The 18,949-nt window shown below is 59.9% G+C and carries 19 protein-coding genes and 1 pseudogene; 7 read left to right on the plus strand and 13 right to left on the minus strand.

What is annotated here, in order from left to right; genetic code table 11:
- The first annotated feature begins 198 nt into the window (after positions 1–198).
- Complete coding sequence (locus HNO86_RS14525) at positions 199–798, plus strand: helix-turn-helix transcriptional regulator (protein WP_175377634.1); 600 nt, start codon at positions 199–201, stop codon at positions 796–798.
- A complete protein-coding gene (locus HNO86_RS14530) occupies positions 788–1,660 on the plus strand; it encodes a queuosine precursor transporter (RefSeq protein ID WP_175377635.1) in 873 nt (290 codons plus the stop codon). The genes HNO86_RS14525 and HNO86_RS14530 overlap by 11 nt, the downstream gene beginning before the upstream one ends.
- Before the next feature lie 49 nt (positions 1,661–1,709).
- Here the strand turns inward: HNO86_RS14530 and queC are convergent, their stop codons facing one another.
- Entirely contained in the window at positions 1,710–2,408 is a 699-nt protein-coding gene (gene queC / locus HNO86_RS14535) for a 7-cyano-7-deazaguanine synthase QueC (RefSeq protein WP_175377636.1), read from the minus strand.
- A 286-nt stretch (positions 2,409–2,694) separates the two neighbouring features.
- On the opposite strand from queC, the gene HNO86_RS14540 reads away from it, so the two are divergent.
- Positions 2,695–3,045: a hypothetical protein gene (locus tag HNO86_RS14540; RefSeq protein WP_175377637.1), complete on the plus strand. Its 351-nt coding sequence runs from the start codon at positions 2,695–2,697 to the stop codon at positions 3,043–3,045.
- 218 nt (positions 3,046–3,263) lie between these two features.
- Here HNO86_RS14540 and HNO86_RS14545 read toward each other — a convergent pair whose 3' ends face one another.
- Positions 3,264–4,445, minus strand: a complete 1,182-nt coding sequence (locus tag HNO86_RS14545; RefSeq protein WP_175377638.1) for an acetyl-CoA C-acyltransferase family protein — start codon at positions 4,443–4,445, stop codon at positions 3,264–3,266.
- A gap of 20 nt (positions 4,446–4,465) precedes the next feature.
- A complete protein-coding gene (locus HNO86_RS14550; RefSeq protein WP_175377639.1) occupies positions 4,466–5,224 on the minus strand; it encodes an enoyl-CoA hydratase in 759 nt (252 codons plus the stop codon).
- 233 nt (positions 5,225–5,457) lie between these two features.
- Here HNO86_RS14550 and HNO86_RS14555 point away from each other — a divergent pair, with 233 nt between their 5' ends.
- Genes HNO86_RS14555 through HNO86_RS14565 form a run of 3 tightly spaced genes read left to right on the plus strand, consistent with a single transcriptional unit; the run spans position 5,458 to position 8,933 of the window.
- Positions 5,458–6,564 (plus strand): polyamine ABC transporter substrate-binding protein, encoded by a 1,107-nt coding sequence (locus tag HNO86_RS14555; protein ID WP_175377640.1) that lies wholly within the window; start codon positions 5,458–5,460, stop codon positions 6,562–6,564.
- 30 nt (positions 6,565–6,594) lie between these two features.
- A complete protein-coding gene (locus tag HNO86_RS14560; protein ID WP_175377641.1) occupies positions 6,595–8,028 on the plus strand; it encodes an aminotransferase in 1,434 nt (477 codons plus the stop codon).
- On the plus strand, positions 8,025–8,933 hold the full coding sequence (locus HNO86_RS14565; RefSeq protein WP_175377642.1) for a helix-turn-helix transcriptional regulator: 909 nt from the start codon (positions 8,025–8,027) through the stop codon (positions 8,931–8,933). Before HNO86_RS14560 ends, HNO86_RS14565 begins: the two co-directional genes overlap by 4 nt.
- Before the next feature lie 64 nt (positions 8,934–8,997).
- Here the strand turns inward: HNO86_RS14565 and HNO86_RS14570 are convergent, their stop codons facing one another.
- The 10 genes and pseudogenes from HNO86_RS14570 to paaA form a co-directional block, all read right to left on the minus strand.
- The gene (locus HNO86_RS14570) at positions 8,998–9,306 is read right to left on the minus strand and encodes an addiction module antidote protein (RefSeq protein ID WP_175377643.1); all 309 of its coding nucleotides are present in this window, start codon (positions 9,304–9,306) and stop codon (positions 8,998–9,000) included.
- 22 nt (positions 9,307–9,328) lie between these two features.
- Positions 9,329–9,418 (minus strand): annotated as a pseudogene (locus HNO86_RS30460) (type II toxin-antitoxin system RelE/ParE family toxin); the annotation flags it as partial.
- Positions 9,419–9,757: 339 nt separating this feature from the next.
- Positions 9,758–11,812, minus strand: coding sequence for a phenylacetic acid degradation bifunctional protein PaaZ (gene paaZ / locus HNO86_RS14575; RefSeq protein WP_175377644.1), 2,055 nt, complete (start codon positions 11,810–11,812; stop codon positions 9,758–9,760).
- Between the two features lie 31 nt (positions 11,813–11,843).
- The gene (locus HNO86_RS14580) at positions 11,844–13,490 is read right to left on the minus strand and encodes a cation acetate symporter (protein WP_175377645.1); all 1,647 of its coding nucleotides are present in this window, start codon (positions 13,488–13,490) and stop codon (positions 11,844–11,846) included.
- A complete protein-coding gene (locus tag HNO86_RS14585; RefSeq protein WP_175377646.1) occupies positions 13,487–13,795 on the minus strand; it encodes a DUF485 domain-containing protein in 309 nt (102 codons plus the stop codon). The genes HNO86_RS14580 and HNO86_RS14585 overlap by 4 nt, the downstream gene beginning before the upstream one ends.
- A gap of 127 nt (positions 13,796–13,922) precedes the next feature.
- Positions 13,923–14,999 carry a 1,2-phenylacetyl-CoA epoxidase subunit PaaE gene (gene paaE, locus HNO86_RS14590; RefSeq protein WP_175377647.1) on the minus strand — a complete coding sequence of 359 codons (1,077 nt, stop codon included), beginning with the start codon at positions 14,997–14,999 and terminating at the stop codon, positions 13,923–13,925.
- 33 nt (positions 15,000–15,032) lie between these two features.
- Entirely contained in the window at positions 15,033–15,566 is a 534-nt protein-coding gene (paaD, locus tag HNO86_RS14595; RefSeq protein WP_175377648.1) for a 1,2-phenylacetyl-CoA epoxidase subunit PaaD, read from the minus strand.
- Entirely contained in the window at positions 15,553–16,314 is a 762-nt protein-coding gene (gene paaC / locus HNO86_RS14600; RefSeq protein ID WP_175377649.1) for a 1,2-phenylacetyl-CoA epoxidase subunit PaaC, read from the minus strand. Before paaC ends, paaD begins: the two co-directional genes overlap by 14 nt.
- A gap of 8 nt (positions 16,315–16,322) precedes the next feature.
- Entirely contained in the window at positions 16,323–16,604 is a 282-nt protein-coding gene (gene paaB, locus HNO86_RS14605) for a 1,2-phenylacetyl-CoA epoxidase subunit PaaB (RefSeq protein WP_007943393.1), read from the minus strand.
- 130 nt (positions 16,605–16,734) lie between these two features.
- Positions 16,735–17,724, minus strand: a complete 990-nt coding sequence (gene paaA / locus HNO86_RS14610) for a 1,2-phenylacetyl-CoA epoxidase subunit PaaA (RefSeq protein WP_175377650.1) — start codon at positions 17,722–17,724, stop codon at positions 16,735–16,737.
- Between the two features lie 239 nt (positions 17,725–17,963).
- Between paaA and HNO86_RS14615 the strand changes: the two genes are divergently transcribed.
- Complete coding sequence (locus tag HNO86_RS14615) at positions 17,964–18,749, plus strand: hypothetical protein (RefSeq protein WP_175377651.1); 786 nt, start codon at positions 17,964–17,966, stop codon at positions 18,747–18,749.
- Positions 18,750–18,949 lie beyond the last annotated feature (200 nt).

Genomic DNA, 18,949 nt, shown 5'->3' on the forward strand with positions numbered 1-18,949 from the left:
TTTTCTGAAGGAAATATCACCTTTGAGAGTAGGGCGGATCTGTAGGAATCAAGTTTTAGTCGGGGCCGTAAATGATTGTTTGACGGTTGTATCCAATGATTGCAGTATTGCTTTTTTGTAATGAGGTCAGTGTCCAAAGATGGATCTCAAAACCTCGCCTGCATCGTTTTTGTCCAGCAATCATGTGGTTATTGACTGATGTATAAAAAAGAAAAAACCGAAAAGCTTAAAAACAACATCAAATATCTGATAAAGAGTCGCGGCGAAACGCGATTGTCATTGTGCAACTCCAGTGGTCTCACTCGAACGACGATCTACAATATTCTGGAGGGAAAGGTCGTTAATGCGCAGCAATCGACCATACGCAAGATTTCGGATTTTTTTGGTGTGTCGTACAAGGAAATAGAGACTGTAGATATTGAAAAGAAAGAAATAATAGAAAGCAGTATTTCGTTGCAGGGAAATACGAATCCAGCCGCAGTACCTGTCATCAGCGAGCGTTTTCTTGTTCAAAGCCTCGATAAGCGAATAGGGGAGTTGGCGACCATCCATCCTCTCACCTATTACTTTGGAGCAGCTTGCAATTTGATTGCGGTGCTGTTGGAGAATGAATTAAATGGCGTCAATGAGGCTGGTGATTTATTGATAGTGAAAAAAGGATCGTTTGCGAGCGATAAAGAAAGACTGGTGTGCAATAAAACGACAGGCAAGTTGCTTATAACCCGTGATCCTGCTCCTGATTTGGATACTTTTCATGTTGTAGGGGAAATCATTGAGGAGAGGTTCAATGTCCGTTGAGCATGAAAATAGTCGGTTCAAGTTACTAGGATTTGAAAACTCCAAAAGTCTCGCTGTCATCATGGTTGTTTCTACGGGAAAGATTGTCAGAATCAAGCTCGGTGATTTGTTGAGAAGTGAGCTTCTGGATGATCTAAGCAAGATGGAGATAAAGGACGTTTACAGGAAGTTTTACTCAGGTGGAACTGCAATAACAGCATATGAAGTCAGCGATCGCCATGAGAGGTCCTGGATGACCTATGTTGTGCTCAATTTGATGTTGTTTGTCCTGTATGTTTTTACCAATATTGCAGCGGTCAAACTTGTTTATATTGAATATTTTGATGTTGTCGTTACGCCTGGCGTTTTTCTTTATCCACTGACATTCCTGGTGGTTGATCTGTTGAATGAATCCTTCGGACTCCGGCTTGCAAGGAGAGCTATATATTTTGCCTTCGCAAGTAATGCTTTTATTCTGATTTTGCTGGCTGCTGCCAGCCATCTACCGGGCCTGCCTGATTGGAGTCTTGATGAACCTTATGGTGTAGTTGTGAATCACGTCGCTTCCGTGTTGGTCGCCTCGTCGGTTTCCTTTCTTTTTTCTGAGTATGTAAATTCATACTTGCTGTGCAGGATCAAAGAACTCACTAGCTCTCGATATTTATTCTTGCGGGTGTTCTTCAGTACGTTTTTTGCCGTGATAATCGACAGCTTTATTTTTTGCTTCATTGCGTTTTATGGGGCAATGGAGAATAGCGTTATTCTTCAAATGGTTTATGTTCAGATAGCGATCAAGATGTGCTTCGCGGTGTTCAATGTATTTCCAGCCTATGGTGCAAGATCATTGTTCAAGCGATACGTCACCGTTAACCAGCCCGCATAAGGCCGAGCATGAATCAATCGATATTGATTCATGCTCAACAAACCTCTAATTAGCTCAGATTCATTTTCCGATTGAGGCTTTCCCTGATTCCCACTTTGTCAGCGAGGAACTCGCTCAACCCCTTTGCCCGCAGGTGGCATGCGTCGCAGCTTCCACAGCCATTTCCCTTTATCCCGTTGTAGCAAGTCAGCGTGTGATCGCGCACAAATTCCAGCTTGTCGTAATGGTCGGCCAAGGCCCAGATTTCAGCCTTGTTCAGCCACATCAGCGGCGTTTCAAATCGCAGTGTGTAGTCCATTCCGGACTCAATGGCCGTGTTCAGCGCTTTGACGAATTGATCCCGGCAATCGGGGTAGCCGGAGAAGTCGGTTTCACAGACGCCGGTGATGACGGTCTGCGCTTGCACTTGGTAGGCATAAATGGACGCCAAGGTTAAAAACAGAATGTTCCTGCCGGGTACAAAGGTGCTTGGCAGTTTCTCTCCAGAACTATTGGTGGTGGGGACCGGAATGTTGTCGCGGGTCAGGCTGCTGATCGCCAGTTCATTCAGCAGTGAAGCGTCCAGCACCTTGTGTGCGCTAACACCGATCTGTGTGGCGAGTTGCTGTGCCACTTCAATTTCCGCCCGATGTCGTTGGCCGTAGTCGAAGGTGACGCAGTGAACTTCGTCGTAGTGCGCCAGTGCATGGATCAAGCAGGTGGTGGAGTCCTGGCCGCCGCTGAATACGATAACTGCCTTTTTGGTCATGCTTTTTCGTCCTTGGGAGATCCCGGCGTAATGCAGGGAATGGGCATTGACCCTATAGGGAAGTGCGGATTTTGGCTGTGGGACGTTTCGGAAAAGCGTGTCACCGATTTCAGTTTGTGTCGTTTGTTTGCTGAAAAGAGTGCAGGTCAGTATGACATCATTTTTGTCAGAATGACTCGCTGTCTATTTGACTATCGAAAACATAACTGATTGATATTTAACAACTTATAAACTGGCATGGTTCATGAAATACGGAAAGCAATTAACCCGAAGCAGGAGACTCCCCATGACTCGTTCCATTTCTCTTGGCTTCACATTGTGTTTTTTGCTTTCCCCGCTGTGCATGGCCGATCAGGTCGTGCGCGAGGTGCCGGATACCACTGCCGGCAAAGGCTACGGAGCCCTGACCGGTCTGATGGTCGGTGCAGTCGGCGGTCCGGTGGGAGCTTTGGTGGGAGCCGGTGCCGGGTTTTTCGCCGGTGGCTCGGTGCAGCAAGCGGCGGGCCTCTCGCAGACCGCTTACGAAGTGAAGGACGCGCAGGGTGAAGTCAGCACGGTTCGCTCACCCAATGCCCATTTCGAGCCGGGTCAGCAGGTGACTCGCCAGGGGCTGCGACTGGTGCCTCAAGGCAGTTGAGTCGCTGATGGCTGTCGAACGATTTTCCCTTTCACGGGCAGACGAGCCGCACCTCGTTTGCCCGTTTTTTTCATACAAATCCGGGCGAGGCGCGAACCCTGTAGGAGCTGCCGCAGGCTGCGATCTTTTGGCTTTGCTTTTTAAAGACAAGATCAAAAGATCGCAGCCTCGTTTCACTCGACAGCTCCTACAGATTAGTTACAGGGCATCAGCGTTTTTTAGGCCCGTTCAAAAATCGCCGCAATCCCCTGACCACCACCAATGCACATGGTCACCAGCGCATAGCGCCCGCCAGTGCGGTGCAACTCATGAATCGCCTTGGTAGCGATGATGGTGCCGGTCGCACCCACCGGGTGACCCAATGCAATACCGGAGCCGTTCGGGTTGACCTTGGCCGGGTCCAGATCCAGTTCCTGGCTGACCGCGCAGGCTTGCGCTGCGAAGGCGATGTTGGCTTCGATCACGTCAAGGTCGGCGACGGTCAGGCCGGCGCGCTTGAGGGCCAGGCGGGTGGCCGGGATCGGGCCCAGGCCCATCAGTTCCGGCTCGACACCGGCGTGGGCGTAGCTGACCAGACGGGCCATCGGCTTGAGGTTGTTGACCTGCACCGCGCTGGCGGTGGCCATGACGATCGCGGCGGCGCCGTCGTTCAGGCCCGAGGCGTTGCCGGCGGTGACCGAACCGTCCTTCTTGAACGCAGGCTTCATCGCCGCCAGTTGTTCAAGCGAGGTGGCACGCGGGTGTTCGTCGACGTTGAACAGCTTGGTGCCTTTGCGATCCTGGATTTCCACCGTGGCGATCTGATCAACGAAGTAGCCGTTGGCAATCGCATGGGCGGCGCGTTTCTGGTCTTCCAGGGCCAGGGCGTCCTGCATTTCGCGAGTGATGCCGTTGCGCTCGGCGACGTTCTCGGCGGTGATGCCCATGTGGATGCTCTGGAACGGGTCATGCAGGATGCCCAGCATGTAGTCGATGGCCTGGATGTTGCCCATGCGCGCACCCCAACGGGCGGCCGGCATCAGGTACGGGCCACGGCTCATGGACTCGGCACCGGCACCGATGGCGATTTCGGCGTCGCCCAGCAGCAGGGTCTGCGCCGCGCTGACGATCGCCTGCAGGCCCGATCCGCACAGGCGGTTGACGTTATAGGCCGGGGTTTCCTTCGGGATGCCGGCGTTCATCGCGGCAACACGGGACAGGTAGGCATCGCGGGTTTCGGTCGGGATCACGTTGCCCATCACCAGATGGCCGACGAGCGCCGGGTCCACGGCAGCCTTTTGCAGGGCGGTCTTGATCGCGGTGGTCGCCAGATCCACTGGCGGCACATCCTTGAGCGAACCGCCGAAGGAACCGATGGCGGTACGGGCGGCGCTGACGACGTAGATTTCCGGGGTGTTCATGGCAGGTTTCCTTTCGGGATTTACTTATCTGTACTGCGATTGAGCAGTGCGTTCAAGGCGGTTTTGGCTTCGGCGCTGTTCAGGCGCTGAATGAACAATTGGTTTTCTTCGCGCAGAGTGGCTTGCAGTTCGGCCATGCCGGGCTGCTTCATCAATTGCCGGGACTGGCGCAGGGATTCCTGGGGCATGGCCAGGAAGCGCTGGGCGACTTTCTTCGCACCCGCCAGGCATTGCTCGCCATCATCGAAGGCTTCGTTGGCCAGGCCCCAGTCCAGCGCATCGGCGCCGCTGAAACCGTCGCCCAGCAGCAACAGGCGCGCGGCACGGGCCTGACCGAGCAGGCGCGGCAGAATCAGGCTGGCGCCGAATTCCGGGCACAGGCCGAGGTTGACGAACGGCATGCGCAGCTTGGCGTTGTGGGTCACCAGCACCTGATCGCAATGCAGCAGCACGGTGGTGCCGATGCCAATGGCCGCACCGCACACCGCGGCGATCAGCGGTTTTTGCAGGTGGGTCACGGCGCGCATCAGGCGGAAGGCCGGGCTGTCCAGGTGGGTCGGCGGCTCTTGCAGAAAGTCCACCAGGTCGTTTCCGCTGGTAAAGCAGTTCGGACCGCCGGTGAGGATGATCACCCGCACCTCGGCGTTCTCGTCAGCGGCAAACAGCTCGTCGGCCAGGCGCGTGTACATCGCGTTGGTCAGGGCGTTGAGCTTGTCCGGACGGTCGATGGTCAGCGTCAGCACGCCATCGCTCAGTTGTCGTTTGATCAGGTCGGTCATCGAAGGCGCCTGCAGAGTCGGTTTGGCGGCCACTTTAAGCGCCACGCAAACCCCGCCGCTATGACAAAACGGGTCAACCGGGTTGATGTTTTTTGCCATATTGCCTTACACGCCCACATGGCCTGCACGGTGGGGACACACCCATTCGGGGTATGGTCCGTTTGCCTGAATCGCCCAATAGTAGGCTCATCCGCTCATCCAGAGCCGAACTCGCTGAATAAGGTGCATTTGCTATGGGCAAGACACTGCTTAAGGTGATTTCCAGTCTGTTCGTCGTACCGCTGACCCTGAACGCTTACGCCGCCGAAGTGAACGACAGCAATACCCTCAGGTTGTACAACTGGGCGGACTACATCGGCGAAAAGACCCTCGCCAACTTTGAAAAAGAGACGGGCATCAAAGTCATTTATGACACCTTCGACGCCTACGAAACGGTACAGGCCAAACTGCTCACCGGTCACTCCGGCTACGACCTTATCGTTCTGAACGCCTCGCTTGCGCCGCCGCTGATCAAGGCCAAGGTGTTCCAGCCACTGGACAAGAAACTGCTGCCGAGCTGGAGCAACCTCGACCCGAAAGTCATCAACGACCTGCAGGGCTTCGACCCGGGCACCACCTATTCGGCGCCCTACACCTGGGGCAGCAACGGCGTGACATACAACGTCGACAAGATCAAGGAACGCATGCCCGACGCGCCAATCGGCTCGCTGGCGATGATTTTCGATCCGAAGATCGTCTCGCGCTTCGCCGACTGCGGCGTGACCCTGCTGGATGCGCCGACCGAGGTGATCCCGCTGGCCCTGAAATACCTGGGCCGCGACCCGCGCAGCGCCAAGCCGGAAGACCTCAAGGCCGCCCAGGACGTGCTGCTGTCGGTGCGGCCTTACATCCGCAAATTCGACTCGGTCAACTACCTCACCAGCCTGCCCAACGGTGACGTCTGCATGGCCATGACCTGGTCCGGCGACTACGCCACCGCCATGGCCCGCGCCGAGGAAGCGAAGAAGCAGATCAACCTGGCCTACTTCATTCCCAAGGAAGGCTCGCTGATCTGGTTCGACAACATGTACATCCCGGCCGATGCGCCCCACGTGGCCAACGCCCACAAGTTTCTCGAGTACCTGATGCAGCCGCAGGTGATGGCCGACGTCAGCGATTTCATCAACTACGCCAACAGCAACGCGGCCGCCACACCGCTGCTCAATGCCAGCGTGCGCGATAACCCGGCGATTTATCCCGACGAAGACGTTCGTCAGCGACTGTTCCCGCAGAAGACCCAGGACGCCAAAGACATGCGCGCCATCACCCGGGTCTGGAGCACGGTGAAGAGCGGGATCTGATCGTCACATTTTTCAGTTCGAGGTTTTTGTATGGCTACTCCAATCAAGGCTACGCCCGTCAGTAAAGTGTTCTCCAAGGCTGAAGCAGCCGCCCTGGTCAAGGCCGACAAGGCCCACCACATGCACGGCTACCACGTGTTCGACGAGCACGCCGAACAGGGTTCGCTGAACATCGTTGCCGGCGACGGCGCGTACATTACCGACACCGAGGGCAACCGTTTCCTCGATGCCGTGGGCGGCATGTGGTGCACCAACATCGGCCTGGGCCGTGAGGAAATGGCCGAAGCCATCGCCGATCAGGTGCGGCAGCTGGCCTATTCGAACCCGTTTTCCGACATGTCGAACAACGTGGCGATCCAGCTCTGCGAAAAACTCGCCAGCCTCGCCCCGGGCGATCTCGACCATGTGTTCCTGACCACTGGCGGCTCCACGGCGGTCGACACCGCCTATCGCCTGATCCAGTACTACCAGAACTGCCGCGGCAAGACCGAGAAGAAGCACATCATCGCGCGCTTCAACGCCTATCACGGCTCCACCACCCTGACCATGTCCATCGGCAACAAGGCCGCCGACCGGGTGCCGGAGTTCGACTACGCCAACCCGCTGATCCACCACGTCTCCAACCCCAACCCGTACCGGGCGCCGGAGGGCATGGACGAGGCGCAGTTCCTCGAGTTTCTGGTCAAGGAATTCGAAGACAAGATCCTCTCGATTGGCGCGGACAAGGTCGCCGGCTTCTTCGCCGAACCGGTGATGGGCTCGGGCGGGGTGATCATTCCGCCCAAGGGCTACCTCAAGCGCATGTGGGAAGTCTGCCAGCGCTACGACATCCTGTTCGTCGCCGACGAAGTGGTGACCTCGTTCGGGCGCCTGGGCAAGTTCTTCGCTTCCAAGGACGTGTTCGACGTGCAACCGGACATCATCACCACCGCCAAGGGCCTGACCTCGGCCTATCTGCCGCTGGGCGCGTGCATCTTTTCCGACCGCATCTGGAAGGTCATCGCCGAGCCGGGCACCGGGCGCTGTTTCACCCACGGCTTCACCTACAGTGGCCATCCGGTGTGCTGCACCGCGGCGCTGAAGAACATCGAGATCATCGAACGGGAAAACCTGCTGGCCCATGTCGACGATGTCGGCGGCTATCTGGAACAGCGCCTGGCGACCTTGTGCGATCTGCCACTGGTGGGCGACGTGCGCTGCCTGAAGTTGATGGCCTGCGTGGAGTTCGTGGCCGACAAGCGCACCAAGGCGCTGTTCGACGACGCGATCAACATCGGCGAGAAGATCCACTCCCGCGCCCAGGCCCGGGGCTTGTTGGTGCGGCCGATCATGCACCTGAACGTGATGTCGCCGCCGCTGATCCTGACGTATGCACAGGTGGACGAGATCGTCGAGATCCTGCGCGAGTGCATCCTGGAAGTGGCGGCCGAGCTTGCCGCGAGCGGCCAGTACGCCGGCCAATGACTTCATCGGTCAGGCTGTTACCAAGGGCCCGTTCTCCCGCTATGCTGCGGGGCATGAGCAAACCAGACGACGAAACGCTGATCGCGATGCCCTTCGGGGCATTGCACAAATGGCATGGGGGAATGCGCGAGGCATTCGCCCATATCGACGAGCCCGACGCCCTGCAATACCTGGCGTCGGCGCTGGCGCAGCTGGTGTCCATCGAATCGATGATGATCAGCCTGGAACGCAAGGACCGCCCGCCGCAGTTGCTGCATCAGCGCGGGATCGCCCAGGAGTATCAGGTGTCGATCCTGGAGCGCTATTTTTCCGGCGGTTATCTGCTTGACCCGTTCTGCCTGGCGGTGGAGCAGGGCCTGGCGCAAGGCTTCTACCACCTGGAAGAAATCGCCCCGGACAACTTCTTCGACAGCGACTACTACAAGACCTACTACCTCAACGCGGGCTGTTCGGAAGACAGCTACTACATCGTCGACACCGGCAACGACACCAAAATCTCCGTCAGCCTGTACCAGGGGTTCGGCGGTGAATGCCTGCGAGTCGAACACCTGAACCTGCTGCGCGCCGTGGAACCGCTGGTGCGCGAATTCGTCAGCGAATTCAGCCGCCGCGGCATGCTGCGCAACAGCGCGATCCAGTGCGACAGCGAACACAACCTGCGCGACGACCTCAAGCATCGGGTGCAATCGGCGTTCGAGCAGTTCGGCAGTGACCTGCTGACCGAGCGCGAGCGGGAAGTGGCGCACATGGTCCTGCGCGGCCACTCCGTCAAATCCACCGCCAGCCAGATGAACATCTCCCCGGAAACCGTGCGCATGCACCGCAAGAATCTGTACCTGAAGCTGGAAGTGGGTTCGCAGTCGGAGTTGTTTGCGCTGTTTATCGAGTGGTTGCGCGGGCACTGATCGCCTGACACAACCGACCTCTTCTGTGGGAGCGAGCCTGCTCGCGATGGCCGTGTTGGTTCACTCAAGAATTCGAGTGATGGATGACGTGACCCGGTTGCGCATAGAGATCGATACCCAGCGCGTGAATCACTTTCAGAACCGTTTGGAACCTGGGCTTTGCCCCCGGAGCGAAGGCCTTGTACAGGCTTTCGCGACCCATTCCGGAATCCTTGGCTACCTGTGTCATGCCGCGGGCCTTCACCACATAGCCGATGGCACGAAGAAATTCTTCATTGTCACCATCGGCCAGTACCTGGGACAGGTATTCGCTGATGGCCTCATCGCTGTCGAGCAGTGTCGCCATATCGAAGGTCGTCAAAGTCTGGCTCATGGCTAGACCTCCTTTGCCATTTGCGACGAGCGATGGCAATCCTTGCCCGCAGATCCCGGATCGAGGTGTGCCATGCGGTGAAAGTCGCTGTTTGCTGGACAAGATAATTCATTGCGCGACTGTATCCAAATGGATACGGATGAGAAGTCAGACATTTCTTTGACTACTTAAGGATTTTCCGCGAAATGAGTGGGACTGTCTGGTGCTGCGAGGAAATTCGCTGGGAACCAGTGAAAACTAAACTGAAGTTAGACAGAGAATGAATTGTGCGAGCAAGCCCGCTCCCACAGGATACTGAGTCGGGTACAAACATTGTGATCGATATAAAAAACTGTGGGAGCGGGCTTGCCCGCGATGGCGGCCGGACATTCAACATCTTCATTGAATGTGCAGACCTCATCGCGAGCAGGCTCGCTCCCACAGGGGATGGAGGGTGATCAGGAACCTGTGATCAGTCCTCGCGCTTGACCACCAGCGTCAGAATGTCATAGCTGGCCACCAGCTCGCCCAGCTGGTTGGTGACTTCCACGTCCCAGGCCACGACGCCTTGCGGGATGCCTTGCGGGCTCTTTTTGCCCTGGTCGATTTTGCGTTTGCAGGTCAGGCGGGCCTGGATGGTGTCGCCGATGCCGACCGGGTTGATGAAGCGCAGGGTGTCGAGGCCGTAGTTGGCCAGGACCGGGCCTGGGGCCGGGGAGACGAACAGGCCTGCTGCGGCCGACAGGACGAAGTAGCCGTGGGCGATGCGCTTGCCGAATTGCGATTCCTTGGCCGCGATGTCGTCGAAGTGCATGTAGAAGTGGTCGCCCGACAGGCAGCCGAAGTTCACCAGGTCTGCTTCGGTGACGGTGCGACGGTGGGTCAGCAGCGATTCGCCGATCTGCAGGTCCTGGAAGTAGCGACGGAACGGGTGCACTTCGGTTTCGATGACCTTGGCGCCACGCACGTATTCACCGGTGACCGCCGCCAGCATGGTTGGCGAGCCCTGTACCGCGGCGCGTTGCAGGTAGTGTTTCACCGCGCGCAGACCGCCCAGTTCCTCACCACCGCCGGCACGACCCGGACCGCCGTGCTTGAGTTGCGGCAGCGGCGAGCCGTGGCCGGTGGATTCGCCGGCGCAGTTGCGGTCCAGCACCAGCAGACGGCCGTGCAGGGCCGCGGCGACCGGAACGGCCTTGGCTGCAATCGCGGGATCCTTGGTCACAAGGCTCGCCACCAGGCTGCCCTTGCCGCGCGCGGCCAGTGCCAGGGCTTCGTCCAGATCGTCGTAAGCCATCAGGGTGCTGACCGGGCCGAACGCCTCGATGTCGTGCGCGCCACTGGCGGCGTGCGGGTCGCGGGCCTGCAGCAGGGTCGGGGCGAAGAACGCACCCTTGTCGACGTTCTCGCCGCGCGGTTCGAAACCGTCACGGGCGCCGAACAGCATGTCGCTGCTCTGCAACAGCGCTTCCAGGCGCTCGGCCACGTCTTTCTGCTGGTCGTGGGAAGCCAGAGCGCCCATGCGCACGCCTTCCACCGACGGGTCACCGACCACCACCTTGGCCAGGCGATCGCGCAGGCGCGTGGCGACGGCGTCGATGTGCCTGGCCGGGACGATGGCGCGGCGGATGGCGGTGCATTTCTGCCCGGCCTTGGTGGTCATTTCCTTGGCCACTTCCTTGATGAACAGCTCGAATTCTTCGTCGTCCGGGGTGACGTCCGGGGCGAGGATCGCGCAGTTCAGCGAGTCGGCTTCGGCGGTGAACGGCACCGAGTTGCGAATCAGGTTCGGGTTGACGCGCAACTTGGCGGCGGTGTCGGCGGAACCGGTGAAGGTCACCAGGTCCTGGCCTTCCAGGCGGTCGAGCAGGTCACCGGTGCTGCCGATGACCAGTTGCAGGCTGCCGGCCGGCAACAGGCCGGATTCGTCCATCAGGCGCACCACGGCTTCGGTCAGGTAGCTGGTGGCGCTGGCGGGCTTGACGATGCACGGCATGCCGGCGAGGAAGGTCGGTGCGAACTTTTCCAGCATGCCCCAGATCGGGAAGTTGAAAGCGTTGATGTGCACCGCCACGCCACCGCGCGGCACCAGGATGTGGGTGCCGGCGAAGGTACCCATCTTGCTCAGTTGCAGTGCCGGGCCTTCGTGGACCACGTTGCCCGACGGCAGCTCGCGCGAACCCAGGCTGGCGTAGGTGAACAGGGTGCTGTTGCCGCCTTCGATATCGATCCAGCTGTCGGCACGGGTTGCGCCGCTGTGGTGAGAGATCGCGTAGAGCTGTTCCTTGCGCTCGGCCAGGTACAGGGCCAGGGCCTTGAGGCGCTGGGCGCGTTGCTGGAAGTCCAGGGCCATCAGGCCACTGACGCCCTGGCGCCGGCCGTGTTCGATGGCTTCGGCGAAGTCCGGACGCTCTTCGTGGGTGCGGGCGATTTCATGGCCGTCGATGGCGCTGCGCAGGATTTGCGCGCCTTGTTGGCCGATCCAGCGGCCGGCGATGAAGCTCTGCAAGGTTGGGGCTTGAGACATCAGGATTGCTCCGGGTTAGCAAAATAGTGGGTTAGTGCTGGCTGGCGCCCGAGGCGCCGATGCCGGTCATGGAACGGATGAACTGCGCCAGGTAACGACCGCGCTCGAGGGCGGCCCGTGGCGAACGGTCGGTGACCGAGAACAGCCAGGCGCTGAAGAACGCCAGGCTCATGGAAAACAGCGCCGGGTTGGAATAGGGGAACAGCGCGTTGTCGTGGTGCATGACGTTGACCCACACCGCCGGGCTCAGCACCAGCAGCACGATCGCCGAGACCAGGCCGGTGACGCTGCCCAGCACCGCGCCGCGGGTGGTCAGGCCTTTCCAGTACATCGAGAGGAACAGCACCGGGAAATTCACCGAGGCGGCGATGGCCAGCACCAGGCCGGACAGGAACGCGATGTTCTGCGATTCGAACAGCAGGCCGAGGATGATCGCCAGCACGCCGATGCACAGGGTGGCGATGCGCGACATGCGCATTTCCTGTTGCTCGCTGGCCTGGCCCTTGCGGATCACGCAGGCATACAGGTCGTGGGACACCGCCGAGGCGCCGGACAGCGCAAGGCCTGCGACCACCGCCAGGATGGTGGCGAAGGCCACCGCCGAAATGAAGCCGAGGAACAGGTTGCCGCCCACCGCCTGGGCCAGGTGCACGGCGACCATGTTGCCGCCGCCGATGATCGCGCCGCTGGCGTCGCGGTACGCAGGCTCGGTGCCGACCATGACGATGGCGCCGAAGCCGACGACGATCAGCAGCAGGTAGAAGTAGCCGATGAAACCGGTGGCGTAGAACACGCTTTTACGCGCTTCCTTGGCGTCGCTGACGGTGAAGAAGCGCATCAGGATGTGCGGCAGGCCGGCGGTGCCGAACATCATGCCCAGACCGAGGGAAATCGCGTCGATCGGATTGGACAGCAGGCCGCCCGGCGCCATGATCGCCGTGCCCTTGGCGTGCACGGCGGTAGCGCCGGCGAACATCGCTTCGGTGCTGAAACCGAAATGCTTGAGCACCATGAACGCCATGAAGCTGGTGCCGAACAGCAGCATCACCGCCTTGATGATCTGTACCCAGGTGGTGGCGAGCATGCCGCCGAAAGTCACGTAGAACACCATCAATACGCCGACCAGCATCACCGCGTAGAGGTAATCGATGCCGAACAGCAATTCGATCAGCTTGCCGGCGCCGACCATCTGCGCCACCAGGTACATCAGCGCCACGGTCAGGGTGCCGAAGGCCGAGGTCAGGCGCACCGGCGTCTGTTCCAGGCGATAGGACACCACGTCGGCGAAGGTGTATTTGCCCAGGTTGCGCAGGCGCTCGGCGATCAGGAACAGGATGATCGGCCAGCCGGCCAGTACGCCCAGGGCGTAGAGCAGGCCGTCGTAGCCGTTGAGGAACATCATCGCGGAAATGCCGAGGAACGAGGCCGCGGAGATCATGTCGCCGGCAATCGCCAGGCCGTTCTGGAAGCCGGTCATGCCGCCGCCGGCGGTATAGAAGTCGCTGGCTGAACGGGTGCGCATGGCGGCCCAGCGGGTCACGCCCAGGGTGAACAGGACGAACACCAGGAACATGCCGATGGCGTTCCAGTTCAGCGGGCGCGCGGCGCCCTCGGCGGCAACCGCAAGGTCGGTGACCACGGCCAGCGGCAGCAGAAACAGTGCAAGAAGGCGGCTCATCGGGCGCACTCCTGCTTGAGTTTGTCGTTCAGCGGGTCGATCACGTTGTTGGCGCGATAGACATAGAAACCGGTCAGTGCAAAAGCCAGCACCACCATCACCACACCCACCAGCATGCCCACGGTGGTCACGCCACCGCTCAGGGACTGGCCGAGGGTGTTTGGTGCGAACGCCACCAACAGGACAAAACCGAAATAGATCACCAGCATGATCAGCGACAGCGACCAGTAGAGCTTCTGCTTGCGGCGCACCAGCTGGATGAAGTCGGGGTGCTGGTGGATGAGTTCTATGTCTTGTGGGGTCATGGAGGTGTTCTCTTGTTTTTGTTTTGGTGGGAACAATCTTTGTGGTTATGCACCGGACCGATGTGGGAGCGAGCAAGTCGAATCGTCGCACCGCCGCTCCCACAGGCTTTCGGGTGATGCCTGTTTCTTAGAGCTGATCGAAATCCAGCACCACTTTGTCGCTGATCGGGAAGGCCTGGCACGACAGGACGTAGCCGGCGGCGACTTCGTAGTCTTCCAGGGCGTGGTTGCTGTCCATTTCCACTTCGCCTTCGATGACCTTGCACTTGCAGGTCGAGCACACCCCGGCCTTGCACGAGTAGGGCAGTTCGGCGCCCTGGGCGTTGCCGGCGTCGAGGATGCTCTGGCTGTTGCGCGGCAGGTCGAAGGCCAGGGCGCGGCCGTCGCTGATCACGGTGATCTGGCTGACCGCCGAATCCAGCTGGCGGGCGGCCTCGCGGGCTTCGCGTTTCTGCTGGCTACCGGCGACGGCGAACAGCTCGAAATGAATGCGCTCGGGCGCCATGCCCTTGGCCTTGAGGCTGTCACGCACGGTCTCGGTCATTTCCTGCGGACCGCAGATGAACGCGGCATCGAGGGCTTTCACGTCGAGCCAGCGAGTGAACAGCTGCTCGCATTTCTCGGCGTTGATCCGGCCGTTGTACAGGTCCACGTCCTGCTGCTCGCGGCTGAACACGAAGATCAGGTTCAGGCGTTGCAGGTAGCGGTTTTTCAGGTCTTCCAGCTGTTCGCGAAACAGGGCGCCGGAGCTGGAGCGGTTGCCGTACAGCAGGGTGACGCGGCTGTGGGGCTCGGTTTCCAGGGTGGTCTTGATGATCGACAGGATCGGCGTGATGCCGCTGCCGGCCGCGACGGCCAGGTAGTTGCCGTGGCGAGCCGGGTCCAGTTCGACGCTGAAATGCCCGGCAGGCGGCATCACTTCCAGGGTGTGCCCGGCTTTCAGTTGTTCGTTGGCGAAGGCGGAGAAACGCCCGCCGGCCACGCGTTTCACGGCGATACGCAGTTCACCGTCGTTGACGCCGGTGCAGATCGAGTACGAACGACGCACTTCTTCGCCGTCCATCTGGGTGCGCATCACCAGGTGCTGGCCCTGGGTGAAGTGGAAGCTGTCCTGCAGTTCCTGCGGGATGTCGAAGGCGATGGACACCGCGTCACGGGTCTCGGTGCGCACGTCCTTGATGGTCAGGCTGTGAAATTTACTCATTCTTGTTCTCCAGCTGGGACGGCCGATCGCCGCTCAGATGCACTTGAAATAGTCGAACGGTTCCCGGCAATCGACGCAGCGATACAGCGCCTTGCACGCGGTGGAACCGAACTCGCTGAGCACCTCGGTGTGGGCGCTGCCGCATTGCGGGCAGACCACCACCGGGCTCTCACCGAGCAGGCTGCGTTTGCTGGTGCTGCCTTGCGGCGGCGCGATGCCGTAGGCGCGCAGGCGCTCACGGCCGCTGTCGCTGATCCAGTCGGTGGTCCAGGCCGGCGTCAGGCGGCGCTCCAGGTTGGGTGCCTGGAAACCGGCCTGTTCCAGCGCCTGGCGGATATCGCCCTCGATCACTTCGGTGGCCGGGCAGCCCGAGTAGGTCGGCGTGACCACCACGTGCAAGTGACCGGCCTGCCAGTCCAGATCGCGGACGATCCCAAGGTCGACGACGCTGACCACCGGCACTTCCGGGTCCATGACTTCGCACAGGATCGCCCAGGCGGCCGCCAGGTCGGTCGGTTGGACCGGCCGGGCGCCGAGGTCGCTGGCGATCAGATCACCAGGTTGCATCGGGGTACGCTCGTGGCAGGAACTGCATTTCGGCCAGCAGGATGCCCAGGTGTTCGGTGTGCAGGCCCTTGCGTGCGTTCAGGTAGAAGTAGCTCGCCGCCGCCGGAACGGGCAGGGTGGCGCTGGCGAAAATCGCTTCGACCTTGGCCTGCCATGCAGCACCGACAGTGGCGATATCCGGAGTGATGCCGGCGGCGCACAGGCGCTGTTCGCTGTCATCGGCGGCGAGCAGTTCCACGGTGAAACGCCAGACTTGCGGGATGGCCGCGAGCATGCGCTTGTGGCTTTCTTCGGTGCCGTCGCCCAGGCGCTCGACCCATTCGCTGGAGCGGCGCAGGTGATAGGTGACTTCCTTCACGGCCTTGGCGGCGATCCCGGCGATGCGCTCATCGCTCGACTGGGTCAGGCCGGTGAGCACTTGCAGGTGCCAGGCGTCGTAGAGGAACTGCTTGAGGATGGTCACCGCGTAGTCGCCGTTGGGTTGTTCCACCAGCAGCAGGTTGCGATAGGCGCGCTCGTCGCGGCGGAACGCCAGGTGATCGGCGTCGCGACCATCGTCCAGCAGTTCGGCGGCGTAATCGAGCCAGTTGCGGGCCTGGCCGACGAGGTCGAGGCCGACGTTCATCAGCGCCAGTTCTTCTTCCAGGGCCGGGGCCTTGCCGCACCACTGGCACAGGCGCTGGCCCTGGATCAGGGCGCTGTCGCCCAGGCACAGCAGGTATTCGATCAGATCGGTCTTGTTATTCATGGTCGACCTCACATGTGCCCGACTTCGGCCGGCAGCTCGTAGAAGCTGGCGTGGCGGTAGACCTTGTCGTCCGACGGGTCGAACAGCGGGTCTTTTTCATCCGGCGAGGACGCGGTGATCAGCGCCGACGGCACGACCCACAGGCTCACGCCTTCGCTGCGACGGGTGTAGAGCTCGCGCGCGTTTTCGATGGCCATGGTGGTGTCGGCGGCATGCACGCTGCCCACGTGCTTGTGGTTGAGGCCGTGCTTGCTGCGCACAAAGACTTCGAAGAGGGTCCACTCGGACATGACATTCACTCCACATCGGTTGCTCTGTAGGAGCTGTCGAGTGCAACGAGGCTGCGATCTTTTGACTTTGTAAAAGCAAGATCAACAGATCGCAGCCTTCGGCAGCTCCTACACGGTTTTGTTGGCCGGATCAGGCGGCGTTCTTGTTTTGTTTTTTGCGGGCGTGGGCGACAGCGGCTTCGCGTACCCAGGCACCGTCTTCAATCGCCTTGCGGCGGGTGGCGACGCGTTCGGTGTTGCACGGGCCGTTGCCCTTGAGCACTTCGTAGAATTCGTCCCACTGGATTTCGCCGAAGTCGTAGTGGCCGCGCTCGGCGTTCCACTTCAGGTCCGGGTCAGGGCAGGTGCAGCCCAGCAGTTCCAGCTGCGGGATGGTCTGGTCGATGAAGCGCTGGCGCAGTTCGTCGTTGCTCTGGCGCTTGATCTTCCAGGCCATGGATTGCGCGCTGTTCGGCGAGTGTTCGTCGCTCGGGCCGAACATCATCAGCGACGGCCACCACAGACGGTTGATCGCGTCCTGGACCATGTCCTTCTGCGCCTGGGTACCGTGACGCATCATCGTCAGGAGGATTTCGTAGCCCTGGCGCTGGTGGAAGCTCTCTTCCTTGCAGATACGGATCATCGCCCGCGAGTACGGACCGTAGGAGGTGCGCTGCAGCACCACCTGGTTGACGATCGCCGCCCCATCCACCAGCCAGCCCACCGCGCCCATGTCGGCCCAGTTCAGCGTCGGGTAGTTGAAGATGCTCGAATACTTGGCTTTGCCGGTGTGCAATTTGTCGATTTCTGTATCGCGATCGGCGCCCAGGGTTTCCATGGCGCTGTACAGGTACAGGCCGTGACCGGCTTCGTCCTGGATCTTGGCCATCAGTTGCAGCTTGCGCTTGAGGGTCGGCGCGCGGGTTACCCAGTTACCTTCGGGCAGCATGCCGACGATCTCGGAGTGAGCGTGCTGGGAAATCTGCCGAATCAGGGTCTGACGGTAGGCATCTGGCATCCAGTTCTTGGCTTCGATCTTGATTTCTGAATCGATTTTTTCCTGGAAGGCGCGTTCCTGTTCGGACATCTCCGACAGTTCCTTGATGCGCTTGACTCCGGTTTCTACAAGCTGTGCGTACATTTCGGTCTCCGGCCTCTTTTTTGTTCAGGGGCATTTCGAGGGCATGGAGAACTTTATAAGCGATACAGAAATTAATATCAAACAGAAAATATCGTGTCGTATATGTTTTTGTATCGCTTCGGACGTACGGAAGGGGGCAATTGGGGTTTGTGGACAGGGTGATGGCACCTTAGTAGCATCCGTGACTAACGGATTTTTCCCTCCAAAGCGCCAGCCGGCGGCCCTCTCAAGGAATCGAAATGTACGAATTCACCCATGGCGGCATGAAGGTCGCGTTCACTGTGTTGAGTGGTGAGGTGGTGGGCAGCGAAAAGATGAGCGAAACGCGGATCACCACGACGGGCGGGGGCAGGAGCGCCGACGGCGATGCGCGGCCGGTCAGGGTCAGCTCGGAGTCGATCATCAACCATGAGTTCTGGATTCGGACGGCGGACGGGATCGAGCACGATGTGAAACTGCGCGGGGTGGATGTGCCGTTGCGCGAGGGGCATCAGGTTTCGTTGGTCAGTGCTCAGCGCAAGGACGGCAAAGCGCCGGTTCCCGTCTTGCTGCAGAACCACTCGGCGGCCAAGCGCTGGCTGGTGCGTGACGCTGCGGCGTTGAACATGGAACTGGGGCTGGTGGACTTCAAGTGGAGTTCGTTGTGGATTGCCTTTGCGCTGTTGATCGGTGTGGGCATTGCTTCCCCTGGATTGGGTTTCATCGCGTTTGTCGTCTTCATCTTCTATCAGTGCTACCAGACCTCGAAGCGTAAGAGGTTGTTGTTCAGCGACTTGAATGCCTTTCTCGAAAAGCTGGGCACCCAGAAAGCCAGCCGCGTGCAAGCGCAGGCCAATCCGTTTGAAAGCATGCTTCAGGCTTCGGGGATTGAGTTGTCCGATACCCAGGTTCAGTCGATTTCGTTGCAGTTTGAATTGCCGGTCGAGGTGCAGGTTTCAGCTGCGGTACAACAAGCCCCGGCCGAAGCGCCAAGCCCTGTGCTGGACAGCAACGCGGTGCAAAGAGCGCTGTCGCGCAAGTCCTGATTGCACCTGCCCACCCCATCACCTCTGTAGGAGCGAGGCTTGCCCGCGAAGGCGTCAGGCCAGCCGGCATTGAGGTTGAATGTGCCGGCCTCTTCGCGAGCAAGCCCACTCCCACAGTGGATGGTGGTGTTTACAGATGTTGTGACCGCCGCATGACCTTGTAGGAGCGAGGCTTGCCCGCGAAGGCGTCAGGCCAGCCG

Source organism: Pseudomonas sp. C1C7 (genome assembly GCF_013359595.1).
Classification (GTDB): Bacteria; Pseudomonadota; Gammaproteobacteria; order Pseudomonadales; family Pseudomonadaceae; genus Aquipseudomonas.